At 73.4% G+C, this 19,119-nt stretch carries 19 protein-coding genes and 1 riboswitch; of the genes, 9 read left to right on the top strand and 10 right to left on the bottom strand.

What is annotated here, in order from left to right; translation table 11 throughout:
* Positions 1–5: 5 nt before the first annotated feature.
* From ACZ45Q_RS10360 to ACZ45Q_RS10345, 4 genes are all read right to left on the bottom strand, one after another.
* Positions 6–701, bottom strand: a complete 696-nt coding sequence (locus ACZ45Q_RS10360; protein WP_468257792.1) for a TnsA-like heteromeric transposase endonuclease subunit — start codon at positions 699–701, stop codon at positions 6–8.
* Between the two features lie 292 nt (positions 702–993).
* On the bottom strand, positions 994–1,263 hold the full coding sequence (locus ACZ45Q_RS10355) for a hypothetical protein (RefSeq protein ID WP_468257789.1): 270 nt from the start codon (positions 1,261–1,263) through the stop codon (positions 994–996).
* 147 nt (positions 1,264–1,410) lie between these two features.
* Positions 1,411–1,635, bottom strand: coding sequence for a hypothetical protein (locus ACZ45Q_RS10350; RefSeq protein WP_389614122.1), 225 nt, complete (start codon positions 1,633–1,635; stop codon positions 1,411–1,413).
* Positions 1,636–1,733: 98 nt separating this feature from the next.
* Entirely contained in the window at positions 1,734–2,363 is a 630-nt protein-coding gene (locus ACZ45Q_RS10345; RefSeq protein WP_389614124.1) for an RNA polymerase sigma factor, read from the bottom strand.
* 403 nt (positions 2,364–2,766) lie between these two features.
* Here ACZ45Q_RS10345 and ACZ45Q_RS10340 point away from each other — a divergent pair, with 403 nt between their 5' ends.
* From ACZ45Q_RS10340 to ACZ45Q_RS10325, 4 genes are all read left to right on the top strand, one after another.
* On the top strand, positions 2,767–3,738 hold the full coding sequence (locus ACZ45Q_RS10340) for an ATP-binding cassette domain-containing protein (protein WP_468257785.1): 972 nt from the start codon (positions 2,767–2,769) through the stop codon (positions 3,736–3,738).
* Positions 3,710–5,794 carry a YhgE/Pip family protein gene (locus ACZ45Q_RS10335; RefSeq protein WP_468257782.1) on the top strand — a complete coding sequence of 695 codons (2,085 nt, stop codon included), beginning with the start codon at positions 3,710–3,712 and terminating at the stop codon, positions 5,792–5,794. Before ACZ45Q_RS10340 ends, ACZ45Q_RS10335 begins: the two co-directional genes overlap by 29 nt.
* 47 nt (positions 5,795–5,841) lie before the next feature.
* The gene (locus ACZ45Q_RS10330; RefSeq protein ID WP_468257780.1) at positions 5,842–6,474 is read left to right on the top strand and encodes a TetR/AcrR family transcriptional regulator; all 633 of its coding nucleotides are present in this window, start codon (positions 5,842–5,844) and stop codon (positions 6,472–6,474) included.
* Between the two features lie 441 nt (positions 6,475–6,915).
* Positions 6,916–8,424 carry a phytoene desaturase family protein gene (locus ACZ45Q_RS10325; RefSeq protein WP_468257777.1) on the top strand — a complete coding sequence of 503 codons (1,509 nt, stop codon included), beginning with the start codon at positions 6,916–6,918 and terminating at the stop codon, positions 8,422–8,424.
* A gap of 53 nt (positions 8,425–8,477) precedes the next feature.
* On the opposite strand, the gene ACZ45Q_RS10320 is transcribed toward ACZ45Q_RS10325, so the two are convergent.
* From ACZ45Q_RS10320 to ACZ45Q_RS10295, 6 genes are all read right to left on the bottom strand, one after another.
* The gene (locus tag ACZ45Q_RS10320; RefSeq protein WP_468257774.1) at positions 8,478–9,428 is read right to left on the bottom strand and encodes an SCO2102 family sporulation regulator; all 951 of its coding nucleotides are present in this window, start codon (positions 9,426–9,428) and stop codon (positions 8,478–8,480) included.
* A gap of 56 nt (positions 9,429–9,484) precedes the next feature.
* Positions 9,485–10,408, bottom strand: coding sequence for a methylenetetrahydrofolate reductase [NAD(P)H] (metF, locus tag ACZ45Q_RS10315; RefSeq protein ID WP_468257771.1), 924 nt, complete (start codon positions 10,406–10,408; stop codon positions 9,485–9,487).
* A gap of 146 nt (positions 10,409–10,554) precedes the next feature.
* Complete coding sequence (thiE, locus tag ACZ45Q_RS10310; protein WP_468257768.1) at positions 10,555–11,211, bottom strand: thiamine phosphate synthase; 657 nt, start codon at positions 11,209–11,211, stop codon at positions 10,555–10,557.
* A 286-nt stretch (positions 11,212–11,497) separates the two neighbouring features.
* Positions 11,498–11,863 (bottom strand): Rv2175c family DNA-binding protein, encoded by a 366-nt coding sequence (locus ACZ45Q_RS10305; protein ID WP_468257765.1) that lies wholly within the window; start codon positions 11,861–11,863, stop codon positions 11,498–11,500.
* Between the two features lie 115 nt (positions 11,864–11,978).
* Positions 11,979–13,229, bottom strand: coding sequence for an NAD(P)/FAD-dependent oxidoreductase (locus ACZ45Q_RS10300; protein WP_468257762.1), 1,251 nt, complete (start codon positions 13,227–13,229; stop codon positions 11,979–11,981).
* A gap of 32 nt (positions 13,230–13,261) precedes the next feature.
* On the bottom strand, positions 13,262–13,612 hold the full coding sequence (locus ACZ45Q_RS10295; protein ID WP_468257759.1) for an avidin-fold protein: 351 nt from the start codon (positions 13,610–13,612) through the stop codon (positions 13,262–13,264).
* Between the two features lie 52 nt (positions 13,613–13,664).
* Positions 13,665–13,776, top strand: a riboswitch (TPP riboswitch).
* Between ACZ45Q_RS10295 and thiO the strand changes: the two genes are divergently transcribed.
* From thiO to ACZ45Q_RS10270, 5 genes are all read left to right on the top strand, one after another.
* Positions 13,774–14,967, top strand: a complete 1,194-nt coding sequence (thiO, locus tag ACZ45Q_RS10290) for a glycine oxidase ThiO (RefSeq protein ID WP_468257756.1) — start codon at positions 13,774–13,776, stop codon at positions 14,965–14,967. (Overlaps the previous riboswitch by 3 nt.)
* A complete protein-coding gene (thiS, locus tag ACZ45Q_RS10285; protein WP_468257754.1) occupies positions 14,964–15,191 on the top strand; it encodes a sulfur carrier protein ThiS in 228 nt (75 codons plus the stop codon). Before thiO ends, thiS begins: the two co-directional genes overlap by 4 nt.
* Positions 15,192–15,194: 3 nt before the next feature.
* Complete coding sequence (locus tag ACZ45Q_RS10280) at positions 15,195–15,989, top strand: thiazole synthase (protein WP_468257751.1); 795 nt, start codon at positions 15,195–15,197, stop codon at positions 15,987–15,989.
* 118 nt (positions 15,990–16,107) lie between these two features.
* Entirely contained in the window at positions 16,108–18,057 is a 1,950-nt protein-coding gene (gene pknB / locus ACZ45Q_RS10275) for a Stk1 family PASTA domain-containing Ser/Thr kinase (protein ID WP_468257749.1), read from the top strand.
* Positions 18,058–18,239: 182 nt separating this feature from the next.
* Positions 18,240–19,118 carry a deoxyribonuclease IV gene (locus ACZ45Q_RS10270; protein WP_468257746.1) on the top strand — a complete coding sequence of 293 codons (879 nt, stop codon included), beginning with the start codon at positions 18,240–18,242 and terminating at the stop codon, positions 19,116–19,118.
* The last annotated feature ends 1 nt before the right edge of the window (position 19,119 follow it).

Here is a 19,119-nt window from a genome sequence, read left to right as displayed (position 1 = left end):
CGTCATCACGCCGCCTCGGCCCGCCGGATCAGCGCGTACTCGCCCAGTACCACCGACAGGTCCGTCACCAGCCGACCCGACCACAGCAGATGGAACAGCACCGGCAGAACCGCAATCGGATCGCCGACCCGTTCGGCACCGACCCGCAGGGGCGTCTCGCGGGCAAAGACGTCCAACAGCCGGTCAACGACAGCAGCCACCCGGTGCCGTGGGTGCCGGTAGCCCGCCAGCCAGCGGACGTTCGCCAACTGGACCGCGTCCGGGGCCCCGACGAGGCGGAACTCCCATCCGATCTCCCGGCAGGCCCGCTCGGTCGCCGCGAACGCCTCGGCGTCCCGGGGCTTGACCCGGTCCAGCGGACGGCAGTCCACCACCAGCCCCGTGCCGTCCGACCGCCGGGCGAACCAGTCCGGAGCATGCGACCGGCGACGGCCGCCCGACGTCCAAAACAGCCACATCGGCTGGGACGCGAACCCCGTGACCCGGCGGTCGAAGTCCAGCAGCATCGCGTGATCCCGCTCCAGCCAGGACTCGTAACCGATGTGTCGGCCAGCTGTCGCCGACCACCACAGCCCCGGATAGTTGCGCTGTCCCTTCCACGACGGAAACGACCGCACCGGACGGCAGTCCTCGAACTGCACCGCCGCCGCGTCATACAGGTCGACGTGATGCGTGCCACCACCCCGGTCCACGTACGCCACCTCGAACCCGTCCCCCGGCGCTGGCGCACCCCCGGCCACCGCCCGCAAAACAGCACCCACACCTCCACCATGACGAGTCGGGGACGACGGCGTTCGCCAACTTCGCCAAGTTCACCGAGACGAATGGTGCATGGCTCGCCAGCTCGAACGGACATTGGGGGTCGCGGACTCTGGGCTGCTCGCTGGCGCCGGCACTGCTTCTGGGCCAGTCGTCCTACCCTCCACTTGGCTGCCCTGAATCCATAGGAAGCAAGGGAGGCTGAAACTGTCCAACTCGCGGACCAGCGCCTCCTCAGGCCCGGGTGGTCACGCTGACCGACGGTTTGGGCTTGTCGATCTCGACCTTCTCGACGCCGCCCGAAAGGTAGCTGCCGATCGTGATAACCGCCACGGCCGCAGTGAGCGCAAGGACCAGCCGCTCGCCCTTGCTCATACCCGCGGGCTGAGCCGTCGGCGTGGTGGGGGCGGTCGGCTGGGACCACTGGTAGGCGCCGAACCCGGCGAGAATCCCCATGACCGTCCATACGACGGTGCCGAAGTCGAACGTGACGTGCACTGGCACTGGCCCCTCAGTCCGGGGCGCCCGCTACCCGAGCGGCCCCTCTACCCGGGCTCACCGCGAGCCCAGTCCCGCACGTTGCGTGCTGGCACATACATCAGTGGGCCGGGGCCCTCCCGTGTTAGGAGAACCCCGGCCCGATTCAGCGGCTTAGTTGTTCCTGTGCGCCGCCTCCCGCGTCCCCCGCGAGGTGAACAGCGCCGCGAGCGCGGCCAAGGTCATCACCGAGTGACGCGCCGGCCGCTTCCGCGGCGTCGGCGTCAAGAACAGCAGGACCCGATCGACCAGGTGCACGACCATGGCCCAGGCTAGGGCCAAGTACGACCCGACCCACAGGGTGAAGCTCGCCCTGGGGCGGCGTTTCGTCATTTCCATCTCTCGTTCTCTCCTTCACGAGCGGTGGGTGGAGCAACCCACCCTCGGTGTGCACGGAACGCTGGCCAGCGGGGCATCCCGTGCACCCGGGGGAACGGTTACTCCGCCAGGGGCGACACCCCCAGACGCGCCCGGATCGCGGGGCGCTTCAGCTTGTCCCGGGCCGCCTTCAACGACTGGCGGACCGCGCCCGGCGACACCGTGCCGCCCAACGCCTCGCTGATCTCGACGGAGTTCATGCCCTCGGCCTCGGCGAGCAGGAAGACCACGTACTGCTGGCCGCTGAACACCTTCCTGAGGAGCGGCAGCTTCTCGTTCAGCGACTCCCGGATCTCCTTCAGCACCACGGCGTCCTCGGCGGTGGCCGAGTCCTCGGTGTCCAAGAGGTAGGTGTCGTCCCCGACGAGGAGCGCGCGCTTGTGCTGCTCCGCGATCTTCTTGCGGTGCTGGCCCGCCTCGCGCTTGCAGATCGTCTTCATATAGGCGAGCACACTGCCCTCGACGGGACCGCTGTTCTCCAGCTTCGTGTGCAGGCTCTCCGTGGCTTTCACGAAGACCTCGGTCTCGTGTTCGGCCGTCGCCCACGCGCGGGTGTACCGGCGGAGGGACTTCTCGTTGCGCCTGACTTCCTCCCACTGCTCCTGCGCCAGCGGGGACAGCGAGGCCGAGGGCTCGCCCAGGGTGTACGGCTCCTGGTCGGCCTTTCGCCAGCGCTTGGGTTTGCTCACTGCGGTTGTCCTTCACGATCGAGACCTCTGCCCGAGGGGCAGAGGGACACCAGAGCGCTCTAACACCAACTTCAGGTGCCTGGCCCCTCCGAGTGTTTGCGTGATGTGTGTCACACGAATCTGAGGGGTGACTCCCTCGCTAACGAGGTCCGCGACGAGCACACCGCCCGCGCACACCTCCGCACTGTTGCGCCGTGGCGCATGACGTTCGCCAACTTCGCCAAGATCACCGAGACGACCGGCGTGCAACTCGCCAACTACAGCGGACATTCGCCAGGTCGACAGAGACCGGACACCTGGGCTTTTGCTTCGCTCGACCGTTCGGGCTAGTTTTTGCACTGACCAGTCAGTTCAAATATGTGGGCGCCGGTGGTCCCGGTGCCCTTCTCAGGGGGTGGGAGCTGTGGACGGTCCGCACGGGCTGGACGTCACGGCCCGCGGCTTCGGGCTCCGCGGGCCGCGCGGCTGGGCGTTCCGGGGGGTGGACGTGGACGCCGCGCCGGGCTCGCTGATCGCGCTGGAGGGGCCGTCGGGGTCGGGCCGCACCTGTCTGCTGCTGGCACTCACGGGGCGGATGAAGCCCACCGAGGGCACGGCCGCCGTGGGCGGACTGCGGCTGCCCCGGCAGATGGCCGCCCTGCGCCGGGTCAGCGCGCTCGCGCACGTGCCGGGGGTCACCGACCTCGAACCGGCGCTGACCGTGGACGAGCACCTGCGCGAGCGGGCGCTGCTGCAACGCCGCTTCGGCGACGCCCTGCGCGGCCTGCTGCGGCCCCGGGCCGAGCGGGCGGCGCGGGCCCGGTCGCGCATCGACCGCGCCCTCGGGGCCGCCGGACTCGACCTCGAGGCGCTGCCCAAGGGGTCCCGTACGGCCGTACGGGACCTGGAGCGCGTGGAGGCGCTGCGGCTGTCCATCGCCCTGGCCCTGCTGGGCGGGCCGCGGCTGCTGGGCGTGGACGACGCCGATCTGAAGCTCTCCGCCGCCGAGCGGGCCGAGGTCTGGTCGCTGCTGGAATCGATCGCCGGGTCCGGCACGACCGTGGTGGCGGTGTGCGCGGAGGCTCCTCGGGGCGCGGTACGGGTGTCGACCCGGGGCTCCGGCACCGACGGCACTTCGGGCGCCGGCGAGGCCTCCGACGCCGACGCGGGTTCCGACACCGACGACGCATCCGACGCCGACGCGGCTCCCGACACCGACGACGCGTCCGGCGCCGACGCGGCTCCCGACGCCGACGACGCCCCCCGCACCGGCGAGCCCGCCGAATCTGCCGAGCACGCCGAGTCCCCCGAGCACGGCGGGTCCGGCCACGCCGGCCGCACCGACATCGACCCGAAGGAGGCCGGCGATGCGTTCGCCGAGGCTGGCCGCGCTTGAGCTGAGGCGTTTCGGACGGGGGCGTCTGCCGCGCGCCGCCCTGGTGGCGCTGCTGGTGCTGCCCCTGCTGTACGGCGCCCTGTACCTGTGGTCCTTCTGGGACCCGTACGGGCGGATGGACCGCATCCCCGTGGCGCTCGTCAACGAGGACCAGGGGGCCACCGCCGACGGCGAGAAGCTGACCGCGGGCGACGACATCACCGAGCGGCTGGTGGACAGCGAGGTCTTCGACTGGAAGCAGGTGAGCGCCGCCGAGGCCCGCCGGGGCGTCGAGGACGGCACCTACTACCTGTCGCTCACCATGCCCGCCGACTTCAGCCGGCGCATCGCCTCCAGTTCGGGTGACTCCCCGGAGACCGGCGCCCTGCGGGTGCGTACGAACGACGCGAACAACTACATCGTCGGGCAGATCTCCCGGACGGTGTTCGCCGAGGTGCGTCAGGCGGCGTCCACGAAGGCGTCGCGGTCCTTCCTCGACCGGATCTTCATCTCGTTCTCCGACATCCACGGCGAGACGGTGAAGGCGGCCGAGGGGGCCGACGAGCTGAAGGGCGGCATCGGCAAGGCCAAGAAGGGCTCCAAGGACCTCGCCGACGGCCTGAAGGACGCCCAGGACGGCAGCGGCGATCTCGCCAAGGGGCTGAAGAAGCTGCACAAGGGCGCGGGCGACCTGGACGACGGCGCCCAGCAGGTCGCCGGGGGCACACAGCGGCTCGCCGACCGGATCAACGGGCTGAACGGCGACGTGGGCCCCTTCCTGAAGGACAACGAGAAGACCATCGGCGACACCGCCCGGCTGGTCGCCGACTCCTCCGGGTTCATCCGCGACAACCTCGACACCCTGGTGGAGCGGGCCCCGGACGCCGCCGAGCGCGCCCACAAGGCCGAGAAGACCCTGACCGGCATCCACAGCAGGCGCTGCGAGGAGCCGGTGCCGGCGGACGCCGCCTGCGCCGACCTGAAGGACGCCAGGGACACGGCGGCCGACGTCGCGGTCATCGCCGACGACCTCCACACGATCGTCGCCGACCACGACGGCGACCTGAAGAAGCTCGACGAGAACCTCGCCAGGCTGGAGAAGCAGGCGACGGCCCTGGCGAAGCGCGCGCCGAACCTCTCCGAGGACCTCGACGACGCCGTCAAGAAGATCAACAAGCTGAACGACGGGGCCGGGAAGGTCGCCGCCGGCGCCGAGAAGCTGCGCAAGGGACTCGGCACGGCGAAGACCGGCGCCGTGGACCTGGACGAGGGCGTCGGCAAGCTGAAGACGGGCGCGGACGACCTGAACGGCGGCATGTTCAAGCTGGTCGACGGCTCCACCGAGCTGGCCGGCGGCCTCCACGACGGCGCGAAGCAGATCCCCGACTACGACGAGAAGGACCGCGACCGGCGCACCGGCGTGATGGCGGACCCGGTGCGGCTCGTCTCCGACAACCTGCACCGGGCGCCGAACTACGGCACCGGCTTCGCCCCGTACTTCATCCCGCTGTCCCTGTGGGTGGGCGCGATGGTCGCCTACATGGTGATCGCACCCATGAACCGCCGGGCGCTCGCCGCGGGCGCCTCGGCGTGGCGGATCGCGCTGGCCGGCTGGCTGCCGGTGGTGGCGATCGGGGTGCTCCAGACGGTGGCGCTGATGTCGGTGCTGCACTGGGCGGTCGGCCTCCAGATGGCCCGGGCGGCCGGCACGGTCGGCTTCCTGTTCCTGGTCACGGCCTGCTTCACCGCCCTGGTGCAGTGGCTGAACGCCCGCTTCGGCGCGGCCGGCCGGATCCTGGTCCTGGCGCTGCTGATGCTCCAGCTGACCTCGGCGGGCGGCACGTACCCGGTGCAGACGTCCCCGGGCTTCTTCAACGCGCTGCACCCGTTCCTGCCGATGAGCTACGTCGTCGAGGCGCTGCGGCGGCTCATCACGGGCGGTGGCCTGGAACCGGTGTGGCACGCGTGCGTGGTGCTCGCCGCGTTCACGCTGGGCGCCCTGGCGCTGACCGCGCTGTCGGCCCGCCGCCGGCAGGTGTGGACGCTGGACCGGCTGCACCCGGAGCTGACCCTGTGAGCCGGTCCGTGCGATCTTCGGCGTCGGTTCCTGTGACAATCAGGGCCATGGAAAGCAGCAGCACCGCCCCGCCCGGCAGCCGCGGCCGGCGCGAGGCCACCCGGCAGAAGCTCTACGAGGCGGCCGTCACCCTCATCGCCGAACAGGGCTTCTCGGCCACCACCGTGGACGAGATCGCCGAACGCGCCGGGGTCGCCAAGGGCACGGTCTACTACAACTTCGCCAGCAAGTCCGTGCTCTTCGAGGAACTGCTGCGGCACGGCGTGGGGCTCCTCACCGCGTCCCTGAAGGAGGCGGCCGAGGACACGGCGCGCGCGGGCGGCAGCAAGGTCGACGCCCTGGACGCGATGGTCCGCGCGGGCCTGGTCTTCATCGACCGCTACCCGGCCTTCACCCAGCTGTACGTGGCCGAGCTGTGGCGCACCAACCGGGCCTGGCAGTCGACGCTGCTGGTGGTGCGGCAGGAGGCCGTCGCCGTGGTCGAGGGGGTGCTGCGCGAGGGTGTGGCGGCCGGGGAGTTCAGCGCGGAGATCGACATTCAGCTGACGGCCGCCGCGCTGGTCGGGATGGTGCTGGTGGCCGCCCTGGACTGGAAGTCCTTCCAGCCGGAGCGCTCCCTGGACGACGTGCACGCGGCCCTGTCCCGTCTCCTTCAGGGACGCGTGTCCGGCCGCCCCTGAGCGCCCCCCGGCACGACGGGAGGGAGCGGGAGGCGGGCGGCGACGAGAAGAAGCGCCGGTCCGCGATGGCCGCGTCCCCCGCGGGCCGTCACCGGACCGGCGCTCCCTCGTGCTCCCCCGTACGTCCCCCCGTTGGACCCCCGTTCTTCTCGGTCGTCCCCCGGGTCCCCCCGTGTCTCGCTCCCGCCGACCGCGGCCGGCGGAAGGAGCGGATCGCGGGCCGCCCCGTTCCGGCGCCCCGTGTCGCCGGTGTTGGAGCCGCGCCCCTTTCCGTGCCTCCACTCTCTCGTCGGCGCGGGCCCGGCCCCATCCGCGCCGGTACTCATCTCGGCGACTAGGTACGGATACTCAGACCTGCGCGTTCCGGCCCAGTGAGCGCAACGGCGCTGGTCACGGGCCCCTCGGGTCCGGTTGTCGGTGGCGGTCGATAAAGTCCCCGGCATGGCACGGATTGCGGTGATCGGCGCCGGCATGGGCGCGATGGCGGCGGCTGCGCGGCTGGCGGTCGCGGGCCACCGGGTGGTGGTGTACGAGCGCTCGGACACGTACGGCGGGGCGGTGCGCCGCGTCGAGCGCGACGGCTTCCGCTTCGACGCCGGCCCCGGTCTGCTGCCGCTGCCCGCGGTCTGGCGGGATCTCTTCGTCAAGACGGGCAAGGAGCCGCTGGAGCGGTGTGCCGAGTTGGTCCAGGTCGACCCGTCCTCGCGGCACGTGTTCGCGGACGGCACCGAGGTCGCGCTGCCGAACGCCTCGCGCGCGGGTGTCGTCGCCGCCCTGGGCGAGGCGCTGGGCCCCGACGCCGCTCGGCGCTGGGGCGACTTCCTGGTGCGGGCCCGCGAGGCCTGGGACCGGACGCGCAGACCGCTGCTGGAGGAGCCGCTGTGGCCCGACTGGCGGGTGCTCGGCGAGCGGGAGCCCTATCCGGCGGTCCCCCACAAGCGGCTGCTGCGCACCCGCCGGGCCGGCACGCTGGCCGAGGTCGGCGCCTGGGAGCTGCGCGACGACCGGCTCACCGCGCTGCTGGAGAGCCACGCCCTGGCCTGGGGGCTGGACCCGCGGCGCACTCCGGCGAGTGCCGCCGTGCTGCCGTACATGGAGCACGCCTTCGGCACCTGGTACGTGCGCGGCGGGCTGCGCGAGCTGGCCCGCGCGGTGTACGAGCGCTGTCTGGCCCGCCGGGTGGAGTTCCGCTTCGGGGCCGAGGTCACCGGGATCGTGGAGAAGGACGGCCGGGTGGCGGGGGTGGAGCTGGCCGACGGCGCGGTGGCCGAGGCCGGGTTCGTGGTCGCCGGTGTCGCGCCGGGCGTGCTGGACCGGCTCACCGGGGGCGCGGCGGTGCGCGGGCCGGACGAGGCCCCGCCGCGGCGCACGGCGGCGAGCAGGCTCACGGTGCTGCTGGCACTGCGCGGCGGCCGGCCGGCGGGCACGGCGCATCGCACGGTGGTGCACGCGCAGGACCGGGACGCGGAGCTGGAGACGCTGTTCGGCACCGCACCGGCCATGGCCGCGCGCCCGACGGTGACGGTGCTGCGGCCGGACGACCCGGGGCTGGTCCCGGACGACGGCCACGAGGCGGTCACGGTCACCGCGGCGGTGCCCGCGTCAGGCGCCCCGGGGGGCGTGCCGGACGTCGAGCGACACGTCGAGTCGCTGCTCACCGTGGCCGGGCGCGCCGTGCCCGGGCTGCGCGACCGTCTCCTGTGGCACGAGACGCTCACCCCGGCCGACGTCGCCGAGGCGACCGGGGCGGAGGGCGGGGCCGTGCCGGCTCCGGCGCTGGCCGCGGCCGGCGGCCGGCTGCTGCACGCGTCGAACGGCACGCGCGTCGAGGGCCTGTTCACCGTCGGCGGCTGGTCGCACCCCGGCGGCGGTCTGCCGCACGCGGGCATGTCGGGGGCGCTGGTGGCGGGGCTGATCGTGGAGGGTCCGCAGTTCCGCGGCTCCCAGTGACCGGCCCCGTCGGGGACTCCCGGTGACCCGGCCCCCGCACCCGGTCCGGCGGGTCAGAAGCGGTACTGCTCGTCGAAGCCCTGCCCCTGCGGCTGCTGCCCGTCGCCCTGGTAGGGGTAGGGCTGCTCCGGCGGCAGCTCCCCGCCGTAGGGCTCGTCGGTGCTGCGCTGCTGCGGGACCCACACCCCGCCGGGCGGCGTCTCGCCGTAACCGCCGGTGACGTACGGGTCCTGACCGTAGCCCTGCTGCTCGTAGCCCTGCCGGCCGGTGGTGCCGTAGCCGGTGTCGTACCCGGCGCCGCCGTAGGTGTGGGTGCCGATGTACGGGTCGGAGTAGGCGGCGTACTGCTGCTCGCCGCCGGTGTCGTAGTAGCCCTGCTGCCCGTAGCCGGAGTAGTCGTAGGCGTAGGAGGCGTCGGCGGTGTGGGCGGCGGCCGGGGCGTGCTGCTCCTGGCCGTAGCCGGTGTCGCTGTAGACGCCGTAGGAGCCGGTGTCGTCCGGCATGGGCTGCGGCTCGTAGACCGCGGTGGTCTCCGCCGCCGTGGGCTCGGCGGGGCGCGCCGGGGTGAAGACGTCGTCGCGGTCGTGGTCGTCGTAGCCGTAGGAGCCGGCGTCGCGGTCGCGTGCGGGGGAGGCGTCGCCGTACTCCGAACCGTACGCCGGGTCGGACGCCTCGAGGCCGGAGACCTCCAACGTCGGCTCCTGGCGGCCCCGTTCGGGCCGGGCGCGCCGGCTGCCGACGAGGCCGGCCGGGGCGTTGACCGCCCAGCCGGCCGCGAAGCCGCGGCGGAACGACAGGGTCACGTAGGTCTGTCCGACGGCGAAGGCGGCGGCGCCCAGCGCGATGACGACGACGGACGGGATCAGCACGCCGACCACCACGCCGAGGAAGCCGACGAAGGCGAGCAGCCGCCAGCGCAGGCGCGCCTTGTACTGCAGCAGCACCTCACCCAGCAGCCACAACGCGACGATGCCGAACGCGATGTAGAGGACCGTCCAGCCCATGTACGCCCCTCTCCCAGTGGCCGCTACGCAGTGTGTCGTATGTACGTGCGACCGGTCTAGGCCTGCGGGGGGTGGTGCAGACCCAGGTTCTCGTAGATTTCCAGGGTCGCCGTGGAGTTGTTGAGCGTGATGAAGTGCAGGCCGGGGACACCCTCGGCCAGCAGTCGCGCGCAGAACTCCGTGGCGAACTCGATCCCAAGGGAGCGTACAGCCGCCGGATCGTCCTTCGCTGTGAGGATCCGCTCTTTGAGGCTGTCCGGGAACGAGGCGTTACTGAGCTTTGGCAACCGTTCCAGCATCTTCACGCTGGTCACCGGCATGACCTCCGGGATCACCGGGGTGTCGCAGCCGGCCGCGGCGACCCGGTCGCGCAGGCGCAGGTAGGACTCGGGGTGGAAGAACATCTGCGTGATCGCGTAGTCGGCGCCGGCCCGGCACTTGTCGACGAAGTGCGACACGTCCGTGTCCCAGTCGCTGGAGCGCGGGTGCATCTCCGGGAAGGCGGCCACGCCCACGCAGAAGTCTCCCGACTCCTTGATGAGCCGGACCAGCTCCGCCGCGTAGGTCAGGCCCTGCGGGTGCGGGACCCACTCGCCCATCGGGTCGCCGGGCGGGTCGCCGCGCACGGCGAGCATGTTGCGGATTCCCGCGTCGGCGTACTGGCCGATGATGTTGCGCAGCTCGGCGACGGAGTGGTCGACGGCCGTGAGGTGGGCGACCGGGGTCAGCGTCGTGTCGGCGACGATCTGCTGGGTCTCCTTGACCGTGCCGGCGCGGGTGGAGCCGCCGGCGCCGTAGGTGACGGAGACGAAGTCCGGCGCCACCGCCTCGACCCTCCTCAGCGCGCTCCACAGGTTCTTCTCGCCCTTGGGCGTCTTCGGCGCGGAGAACTCGAACGAGTACGTCGTCTTGCCGGTGGCCAGGATGTCGCGAATCGTGCGTGCGCGATCGGTCCTGGTGGATGCGGTTCCGAGGGCCATACGGGCAGGTTAGCCAGGGGTCGTCGGTCCCCCAACCGGACGCAGGTATTTCGTCCGGATTGTCGATTTTCTGTCCATCCCTTGGACACGGCCGGCGGACCCCCGGCGGCTGGACGCTGCCGGCGGACCCCGGCGGCCGGCGCGGCTCAGACCTGGCGCAGCCGCTTGGCGAACTCGGCCGCCGCCGCTCCCGGGTCGTCCGCCTCGGTGATCGCCCGGACCACGACGGCCCGGCGGGCCCCGGCGTCCAGGACCTGGTCGAGGTTGCCCAGGTCGATGCCGCCGATGGCGAACCAGGGCCGGTCCGTGCCCAGCGCGGCCGTGTACCGCACCAGGTCAAGGCCGGGCGCGTGGCGGCCGGGCTTGGTGGGGGTCGGCCAGCACGGGCCGGTGCAGAAGTAGTCCACGCCGTCCTGCGCGGCTGCCGCGGCGGCCTCGGGCTCGGCGTGGGTCGAGCGGCCGATCAGGACGTCCTCGCCGAGGATGGCGCGCGCGGCGGGGACGGGCAGGTCGCCCTGGCCCAGGTGCAGCACGTCGGCGCGGGTGGCGTGGGCGACGTCCGCGCGGTCGTTGACGGCGAGGAGTTTGCCGTGCCGGGCGCACGCCTCGGCGAAGACCTCCAGGTGGGCCAGCTCCTCGGCCGCCTCCATGCCCTTGTCGCGCAGCTGCACGACGTCCACGCCGCCGGCCAGCACCGCGTCCAGGAACTCGGGCAGGTCGCCCTGGCGCTTGCGGGCGTCCGTGCACAGGTAGAGCCGGGCGTCGGCGAGCCGGGCGCGGGCGGTGACTGCGGTGTCGGCCATGCGTGGGTGTCCCCCGTTGTCGTGGCGGGCCGGGCGAGCCGGCCGGCGCCGGTGGCGGACCGGTGTGCCCCCGGTCGGTGTCGGTGGCGGTCCGGAGATCCGGCCGCCCTCGTCAGCGGATCGGAGGGTACCGGTCGGTGTCGGTGTCGGTGTCGGTGTCGGTGTCGGTGTCGGTGTCTCTGTCCGTGGCGTACGGGGCCACGGCTCACCGTGGCCGTGCCCGGCCGTGGCCGCGGTCGCCGTGGCCACGGTCGGCCGTGGCCCCGTACGCCGTCGGTGCGGCGGGTCAGACGGCGAGGGCCTGCGCCCGGCGCTTCACCTCCGTGCCGCGGTTCTCGCGCAGTGCCTGCGCGGGGGTGCCGGGCAGGGACGGGTCGGGCGTGAAGAGCCACTCGAGCATCTCCTCGACCGTGAAGCCGTCGTCCCGCAGCAGCGTCAGCGTTCCGGACAGGCCCTTGACGACCTTGTCTCCGTCGATGAAGTCCGCGGGGACGTGCAGCGCCCTGTTCTCCCCCCGGCGTACGGCGATGAGCTGGCCCTCCTTGACCAGCTGCCGCACGCGGGTCACCTCGACGCCGAGCATCTCGGCGATGTCGGGGAGGGTGAGCCAGGCGGGGACGAGAGCATCGGTCTTTGCGTCAATCTCGGTCACGTCTCAAGCCTGCCATCTGCCACTGACAGTCGGAAGCCGGACCCGTCCGGGTCGGGCGGACGGGTGAGGAGCCCGCCCGGGGCCGCCCCACGGACGACCCGCGCGCGCCAGGCCCCTACGCCGTCGCCGACTTCAGCGGCCTCGCCGGGTCCGCGAGCAGCCGCGGGTCCATCCGCGCACCGGACTCGATCAGCCGCCGGCCCTGCGCGAGGTCCCTGGGCCGGCCCACGGCCAGCAGGGCCACCAGGCGGCCCTCGCGCAGCCAGCAGACGGTCCAGGCCGGGCCGGACGGGTCGCCGCGCCACAGCGTGGTGTCGGCCGACGCGTGGTGGCCGGCGTACTGGACGAAGCGCCCGAACTGCTCGGACCAGAAGTACGGCACCGGATCGTAGAGCGCGGGCGCCCGGCCGGTGGCCGCGCCCAGGATGTTGGCGGCCACCGTCCGCGGCCCCTGGAGGGCGTTGTCCCAGTGGTGCACGAGCAGCCGCTCGCCGTAGCGGCCGGAGGGGAAGGAGGCGCAGTCGCCGACCGCGTAGACGTCGGGCACGGAGGTGCGCAGCCGGTCGTCGGCGAGGACCTCGCCGTGCGTGCCCCGCTCGACGGCGCTGCCGGCGAGCCAGGCGGTGGCGGGCCGGGCGCCGATGCCGACGACGACCGCGCCGGCCGGTACGCGCGTGCCGTCGTCGAGGACCACGGCGCCGGGCTCCACGCGCTCCACGCGCGCGTGGGTGCGCAGATCGACGCCGGCGTCGGCGTACCAGGCGGTCATCGGGGCGGCGACCTCGGCGGGCAGCGCGCCGGCGAGCGGCCGGTCGGCGGCCTCCACGACGGTCACGGCGCAGCCCGCCTCGCGCGCCGCGGTGGCGAACTCGGCGCCGATCCAGCCGGCGCCGACGACCACGATGTCGTGCTGCCGGACGAGCACCGGGCGCAGCCGCTCGGCGTCGTCCAGGGTGCGCAGCAGGTGCACGCCGGGCACGCCCTCGATGCCGGGCAGCCGGACCGGTTCGGCACCGGTCGCCAGCACGAGGACGTCGTACGGGACGGGGCCCGCGGAGGTGTCCAGGACGTGCGCTCCGGGGCGCAGGTCCCGTGCCTCGCAGCCGAGCCGCAGCTCGATGCCGAGCGCCTCGAAGTCGACGTCGAAGGCGGAGCCCTCGGCCGTGCCGAGCAGCACCGCCTTGGACAGCGGCGGCCGGTCGTACGGCTGGTGGGGTTCCGCGCCGATCAGCGTCACCGTGCCGGTGAACCCCTGTTCGCGCAGGGCCACCGCCGTCTGCACACCGGCCATGCCCGCGCCGACCACGACCACGTGGCCGGGCGGCGCGCCCTGTTCCCGTCCCCGTTCCCGCGTCTGCTCGCTCACCTGATCACCTTAGACACCTGACGGTTTGTCAGTCAGCGGCCGTGCGCCGTGACCTGCTCCACAACGCTGGTGCCGCGCCCCGGCCCCGACTCCCATTCCCAGCTCTCCTCCAGCCGCACCCTCCCGTCCGGCAGGTCGACGACGGTCGACACGCAGTGCCCGGACGCCGTGCTGCCGTCGGTCCTGAGCTGCACGTAGCGGAAGTCGAGCCGGTCGCCCTCCCGCGTGCCCACCAGATGGCCGCGTACGACGTCGCCGCCGGCGTACTCGGCCCAGACGACGCCGTCCTTCTCGTGGTAGGTGAAGCGGGTGCCGGTACCGACCTGGCCGGGTGCCTGGTCGGCGACGGGGGCGAGGACGAGACCGTCGAGCGGGCGTGCCACGGGCGGATGCTCCCTTACAGAGGCGGTGAACGAACCGTTAGGGTGGCCAACGTAAGGCACTCGCGGGAGCCCGGACGCACCGGGCTGAGAGGGAGGCTGGCGGCCTCCGACCGTACGAACCTGATCCGGGTCATGCCGGCGAAGGGAGGGGCTGGACGCCCATGTCGCCCACAGGTACGCCGCCCACGAGCAGCACGGGCACCTCGGACGTCCTCGTCGTCGGGGGCGGGATCATCGGCCTGGTCACGGCGTGGCGGGCCGCGCAGCGCGGGCTCACCACGGCCGTGGTGGACCCCGAACCGGGCGGCGGGGCCGCCCAGGTCGCGGCGGGGATGCTGGCCGCCGTCACGGAGCTGCACTACGGCGAGCAGACCCTGCTCGCGCTGAACCTCGCCTCGGCCCGCCGCTATCCGCAGTTCGCTGCCGAGCTGGCCGAGGCCTCCGGGCAGGCCCTCGGCTACCGCCGCTGCGGCACCCTGGCCGTCGCGCTGGACGCCGACGACCGCGCCCACCTGCGGGAACTGCACGCCTTCCAGGGGCAGTGCGGTCTGGAGTCGGAGTGGCTGTCGGGGCGTGACTGCCGGCGCCTGGAGCCGATGCTCGCGCCGGGCGTGCGCGGCGGGCTCCGGGTGGACGGCGACCATCAGATCGACCCCCGGCGCCTGGCCCACGCGCTGGTGACCGCCTGCGAGCGGGCGGGCGTGGTCCTCCACCGGGTGCGGGCCGAGCGGCTCACGGTCGCCGGGGACCGGGCCACCGGTGTCGTCACGGCCGACGGCACCCGGCTGGCGGCCGGGCGGACCGTGCTGGCCGCGGGCAGCCTCAGCGGGCGGCTGGCGGGGGTCCCGGACGACGTCCGCCCACCGGTGCGGCCCGTGAAGGGGCAGGTGGTGCGGCTGTCCATGCCGCAGCACCCGGCGCCGCTGCTGAGCCGGACGGTGCGCGCCGTGGTCCGCGGCAACCACGTCTACCTGGTGCCCCGCGAGAACGGCGAACTGGTGATCGGCGCGACCAGCGAGGAGATGGGCTGGGACACCACGGTCACCGCGGGGGGCGTGTACGAGCTGCTGCGCGACGCCCACGAGCTGGTGCCGGGACTCACCGAGCTGCCCTTCACGGAGGTCCGGGCGGGGCTGCGGCCCGGCTCCCCGGACAACGCGCCGATCCTCGGCCCGAGCGCCCTGGACGGCCTGCTGCTGGCCACCGGCCACTACCGCAACGGCGTGCTGCTGACGCCCGTCACCGGTGACGTCATGGCGCACGCCCTGACCACGGGCGACCTCCCGCAGGACGCCCGCCCCTTCTCGCCTCGGCGCTTCGACGCCGCCCCCGCCCTCACGGAGCAGTCCGCATGAACACCCAGGTCGCACAGACTCCGGTCACCGTCTCGCTCAACGGGCAGCCGCGTCAGGTGGCTCCCGGAACCACGCTCGACGCCCTGGTGGGGACCCTCACCGAGGCGCCGTCCGGTGTGGCCGCCGCCCTGAACGAAACCGTCGTCCCGCGCGCGCGGTGGTCGTCCACCGCGCTGGCCGAGGGCGACCGCGTCGAAGTCCTCACCGCCGTCCAAGGAGGCTGACCCATGGCCGACGATCCCTTCGTCCTCGGCGGTACGTCCTTCACGTCCCGCCTGATCATGGGCACGGGCGGGGCCCCCAGCCTCGACGTGCTGGAGCGGTCGCTGGTGGCCTCCGGTACGGAGCTGACCACGGTGGCCATGCGGCGGGTGGACCCGTCCGTGCACGGGTCCGTGCTGTCGGTGCTGGACAGGCTCGGCATCCGGGTGCTGCCGAACACCGCGGGCTGCTACACCGCCGGGGAGGCGGTGCTCACCGCCCGGCTCGCGCGGGAGGCGCTCGGCACCGACATGGTCAAGCTGGAGGTCATCGCCGACGAGCGGACGCTGTTGCCGGACCCGATCGAACTGCTGGAGGCCGCGGAGACGCTGGTCGACGACGGCTTCACGGTGCTGCCGTACACCAATGACGATCCTGTGCTGGCGCGGAAGCTGGAGGACGTCGGCTGCGCGGCGATCATGCCGCTGGGGTCGCCGATCGGGTCCGGGCTCGGGATCCGCAACCCCCACAACTTCCAGCTGATCGTGGAGCACGCGCGCGTGCCGGTGATCCTGGACGCGGGGGCCGGGACGGCGTCGGACGCGGCACTGGCCATGGAGCTGGGGTGTGCCGGGGTGATGCTGGCCTCGGCGGTCACCCGGGCTCAGGAGCCGGTGCTGATGGCCGCCGCCATGCGCAGTGCCGTGGAGGCGGGGCGGCTGGCCCGGCTGGCGGGGCGGATCCCCCGGCGGCACTTCGCGACGGCGTCGTCTCCCGGGGAGGGGCTGGCGGTGCTGGACCCCGAGCGCCCCGCGTTCTGATCCGGCGTCGCCCGGGTTTTCCCGTCGTGCGTGGGAAGCGTCACAGGTGCGCTTCAGTAGCGGGGGGTGAAGGCTTTCGGGCCGCCGGGTGTCCGTGGTGGCTCGTACACTCACCTGCGTGGACACGACCCTTCAGGACCCTCTGGTCGGGCAGGTGCTCGACGGCCGGTACCGCGTCGACGCGCGGATCGCGGTCGGCGGGATGGCCACGGTCTACCGGGCCGTGGACACCCGCCTGGACCGCGTGCTCGCGCTGAAGGTGATGCACCCGACGCTCGCGGCCGACGCGTCGTTCGTCGAGCGGTTCATCCGTGAGGCGAAGTCGGTGGCCCGGCTCGCGCACCCCAACGTCGTGCAGGTCTTCGACCAGGGCACCGACGGGGCGTACGTCTACCTGGCCATGGAGTACGTCTCCGGCTGCACCCTGCGCGACCTGCTGCGCGAGCGCGGGGCGCTCCAGCCCCGGGCCGCGCTGGACGTCCTGGAACCGGTCCTCGCCGCGCTCGGCGCGGCGCACCGCGCGGGGTTCGTCCACCGGGACATGAAACCGGAGAACGTCCTGATCGGCGACGACGGCCGGGTCAAGGTCGCCGATTTCGGCCTGGTCCGCGCCGTGGACACCGTCACCCACACCACCGGCTCGGTCCTCGGCACCGTCTCCTACCTCGCGCCGGAGCAGATCGAGCACGGCACCGCCGACCCGCGGGTCGACGTGTACGCGTGCGGCGTCGTGCTGTACGAGATGCTGACCGGCGGCAAGCCGCACGCCGGGGACTCCCCCGCCCAGGTGCTCTACCAGCACCTCCACGAGGACGTCCCGCCGCCCTCGGCCGCCGTGCCCGGCATGGCGTACGAACTGGACGAGCTGGTCGCCTCCGCGACCGCACGGAACGCCGAGATCCGCCCGCACGACGCGGTGGCGCTGCTCGCCCGGGTCCGCGAGGCGCGGGCCCGGCTCGGCGACGAGGAGCTCGACGCGGTGCCGCCGCAGGCGCTGACCGCCGAGCACGACAACGCCGAGGACCGCACGAGTGTGATCCCGCGCGCGCTGACCCTCCCCCGGCCGCTGCCGGTCGACGGGGACGGCCCCGACGGCGGAGGCGGTGGGGCCGGCACCGACGGGGTTCAGCGCACCAGCCGGTTCCGGTCCCCGCCGCCCCTGCCGCCCCGGCGCCGGACCGCCCTGCGCCGAGGGCCCATGGCGGTCGTCGTGGCCGTGCTGATGGTGCTCGGCGTCGGCGCGGGCGTCTGGTACATCAACTCCGGGCAGTTCACCAAGGTCCCGCCGCTGCTGGAGAAGACCGAGGCGCAGGCCAGGGACCGGCTGGAGGAGGCCGGGCTCGACGTCGGCCGGGTGCGGGAGGCCTACAGCGACACCGTGGAGCGGGGCACGGTGATCAGCACCGACCCGAAGGCGGGCGCCCGCATCCGCAGCCACGACTCGGTGTCGCTGACCATCTCCAAGGGCCCCGAGACCGTGCGGGTCCCCGACGTCGACGGCTACCGGCTGGAGGAGGCGCGGTCCCTGCTGAAGGAGCAGGGCCTGGAGCCCGGGATGGTCACGCGGGAGTTCAGCGAGGACGTGCGCCGGGGCATGGTGATCTCCACCGGCCCGGCCAAGGGCACCAAGGTGCGCGCCGGCTCGGCCGTCACGCTCACGGTCAGCAAGGGCAGCCCGGTCGACGTGCCGGACGTCACCGGCGACGACGCGGACGAGGCCAGGGCCGAGCTGGAGGAGGCCGGCCTCGAGGTGAAGACCGCGACCGAGCGGGTCCACTCCGAGCACGACGCGGGCCGCGTCGCCCGGCAGACACCCGGCAGCGGCAGCCGGGCCGCCGAGGGCGACACGGTGACGCTGACCCTCTCCAAGGGCCCCGAGATGATCGAGGTCCCGGACGTGGTCGGCGACAGCGTCGACGACGCCCGGCGGGAGCTGCAGGAGGCCGGGTTCCGGGTCGAGGAGGACCGCGGGCTGCTCGGGCTGTTCGGCGACACCGTCAAGGAGCAGTCCGTCGAGGGCGGCGACACGGCCCCGAAGGGCTCCACCGTCACGATCACCATCCGCTGACGCCACCACCCACCCCGGCCACGGCCCGCACGCCACCGGGCGACGTCCCGCGGACGCCGCCCGCCCTTCCCGGGCCCGGCCGCGCAGGGCCGGTCCGCCGACGGGGCCGGTACCCGCGGGGCCGGTCCCCGGGGTGCCGGTCCGCCGACGGGACGAGGGCGTCCGCATGGCACCCTGAACGGGTGAACACGCAACACTCCGGCGCCGTCCGCAACCCCGTCGGCGCCCACGTCCCCGTGGCCGGCGGCCTGCACTCCGTGGGGCTGTCCTACGCCCGTGACCTGGAGGCGGAGGCCGTGCAGGTCTTCGTCGCCAACCCGCGTGGCTGGGCCACCCCGGCGGGCAACCCACGGCAGGACGAGGCGTTCCGCGAGGCGTGCGCGGCCCGGTCGCTGCCCGCGTACGTCCACGCCCCGTACCTGATCAACTTCGGCTCGCACACCGAGGCGACCGTGGAGCGGTCGGTTCAGTCGCTGCGGCACTCGCTGCGGCGCGGCCGGGCCATCGGCGCGCTCGGCGTCGTGGTGCACACCGGCAGCGCGACCGGCGGCCGGGCGCGGGACGTGGCGCTGAAGCAGGTGCGCGAGCACCTGCTGCCGCTGCTGGAGGAACTGACCCACGACGACGACCCGTACCTGCTGCTGGAGTCGACCGCCGGGCAGGGCGCGTCGCTGTGCTCGCGCACCTGGGACTTCGGGCCGTACTTCGAGGCGCTGGACGCCCATCCGAAGCTGGGCGTGTGCCTGGACACCTGCCATGTCTTCGCCGCCGGGCACGACCTGGCCGGACCGCACGGCATGCACCGGACGCTGGACCTGCTCGTGGAGACGGTCGGTGAGGGCCGGCTGAAGCTGATCCACGCCAACGACTCCAAGGACGTGGCCGGGGCCCACAAGGACCGGCACGCCAACATCGGCGCCGGGCACATCGGCGAGGACCCGTTCCGGGAGCTGATGACGCACCCGGCGACCGAGGGCGTGCCGCTGGTCATCGAGACACCGGGCGGCAAGGAGGGGCACGCGGCGGACGTGGAGCGGCTGAAGAAGCTCCGGGACGGCTGAG

This window comes from Streptomyces sp. NPDC031049 (assembly GCF_055571015.1).
The sequence above is the reverse complement of the archived record's forward strand: the minus strand, read 5'-3'. Positions and strand labels throughout refer to the sequence as shown.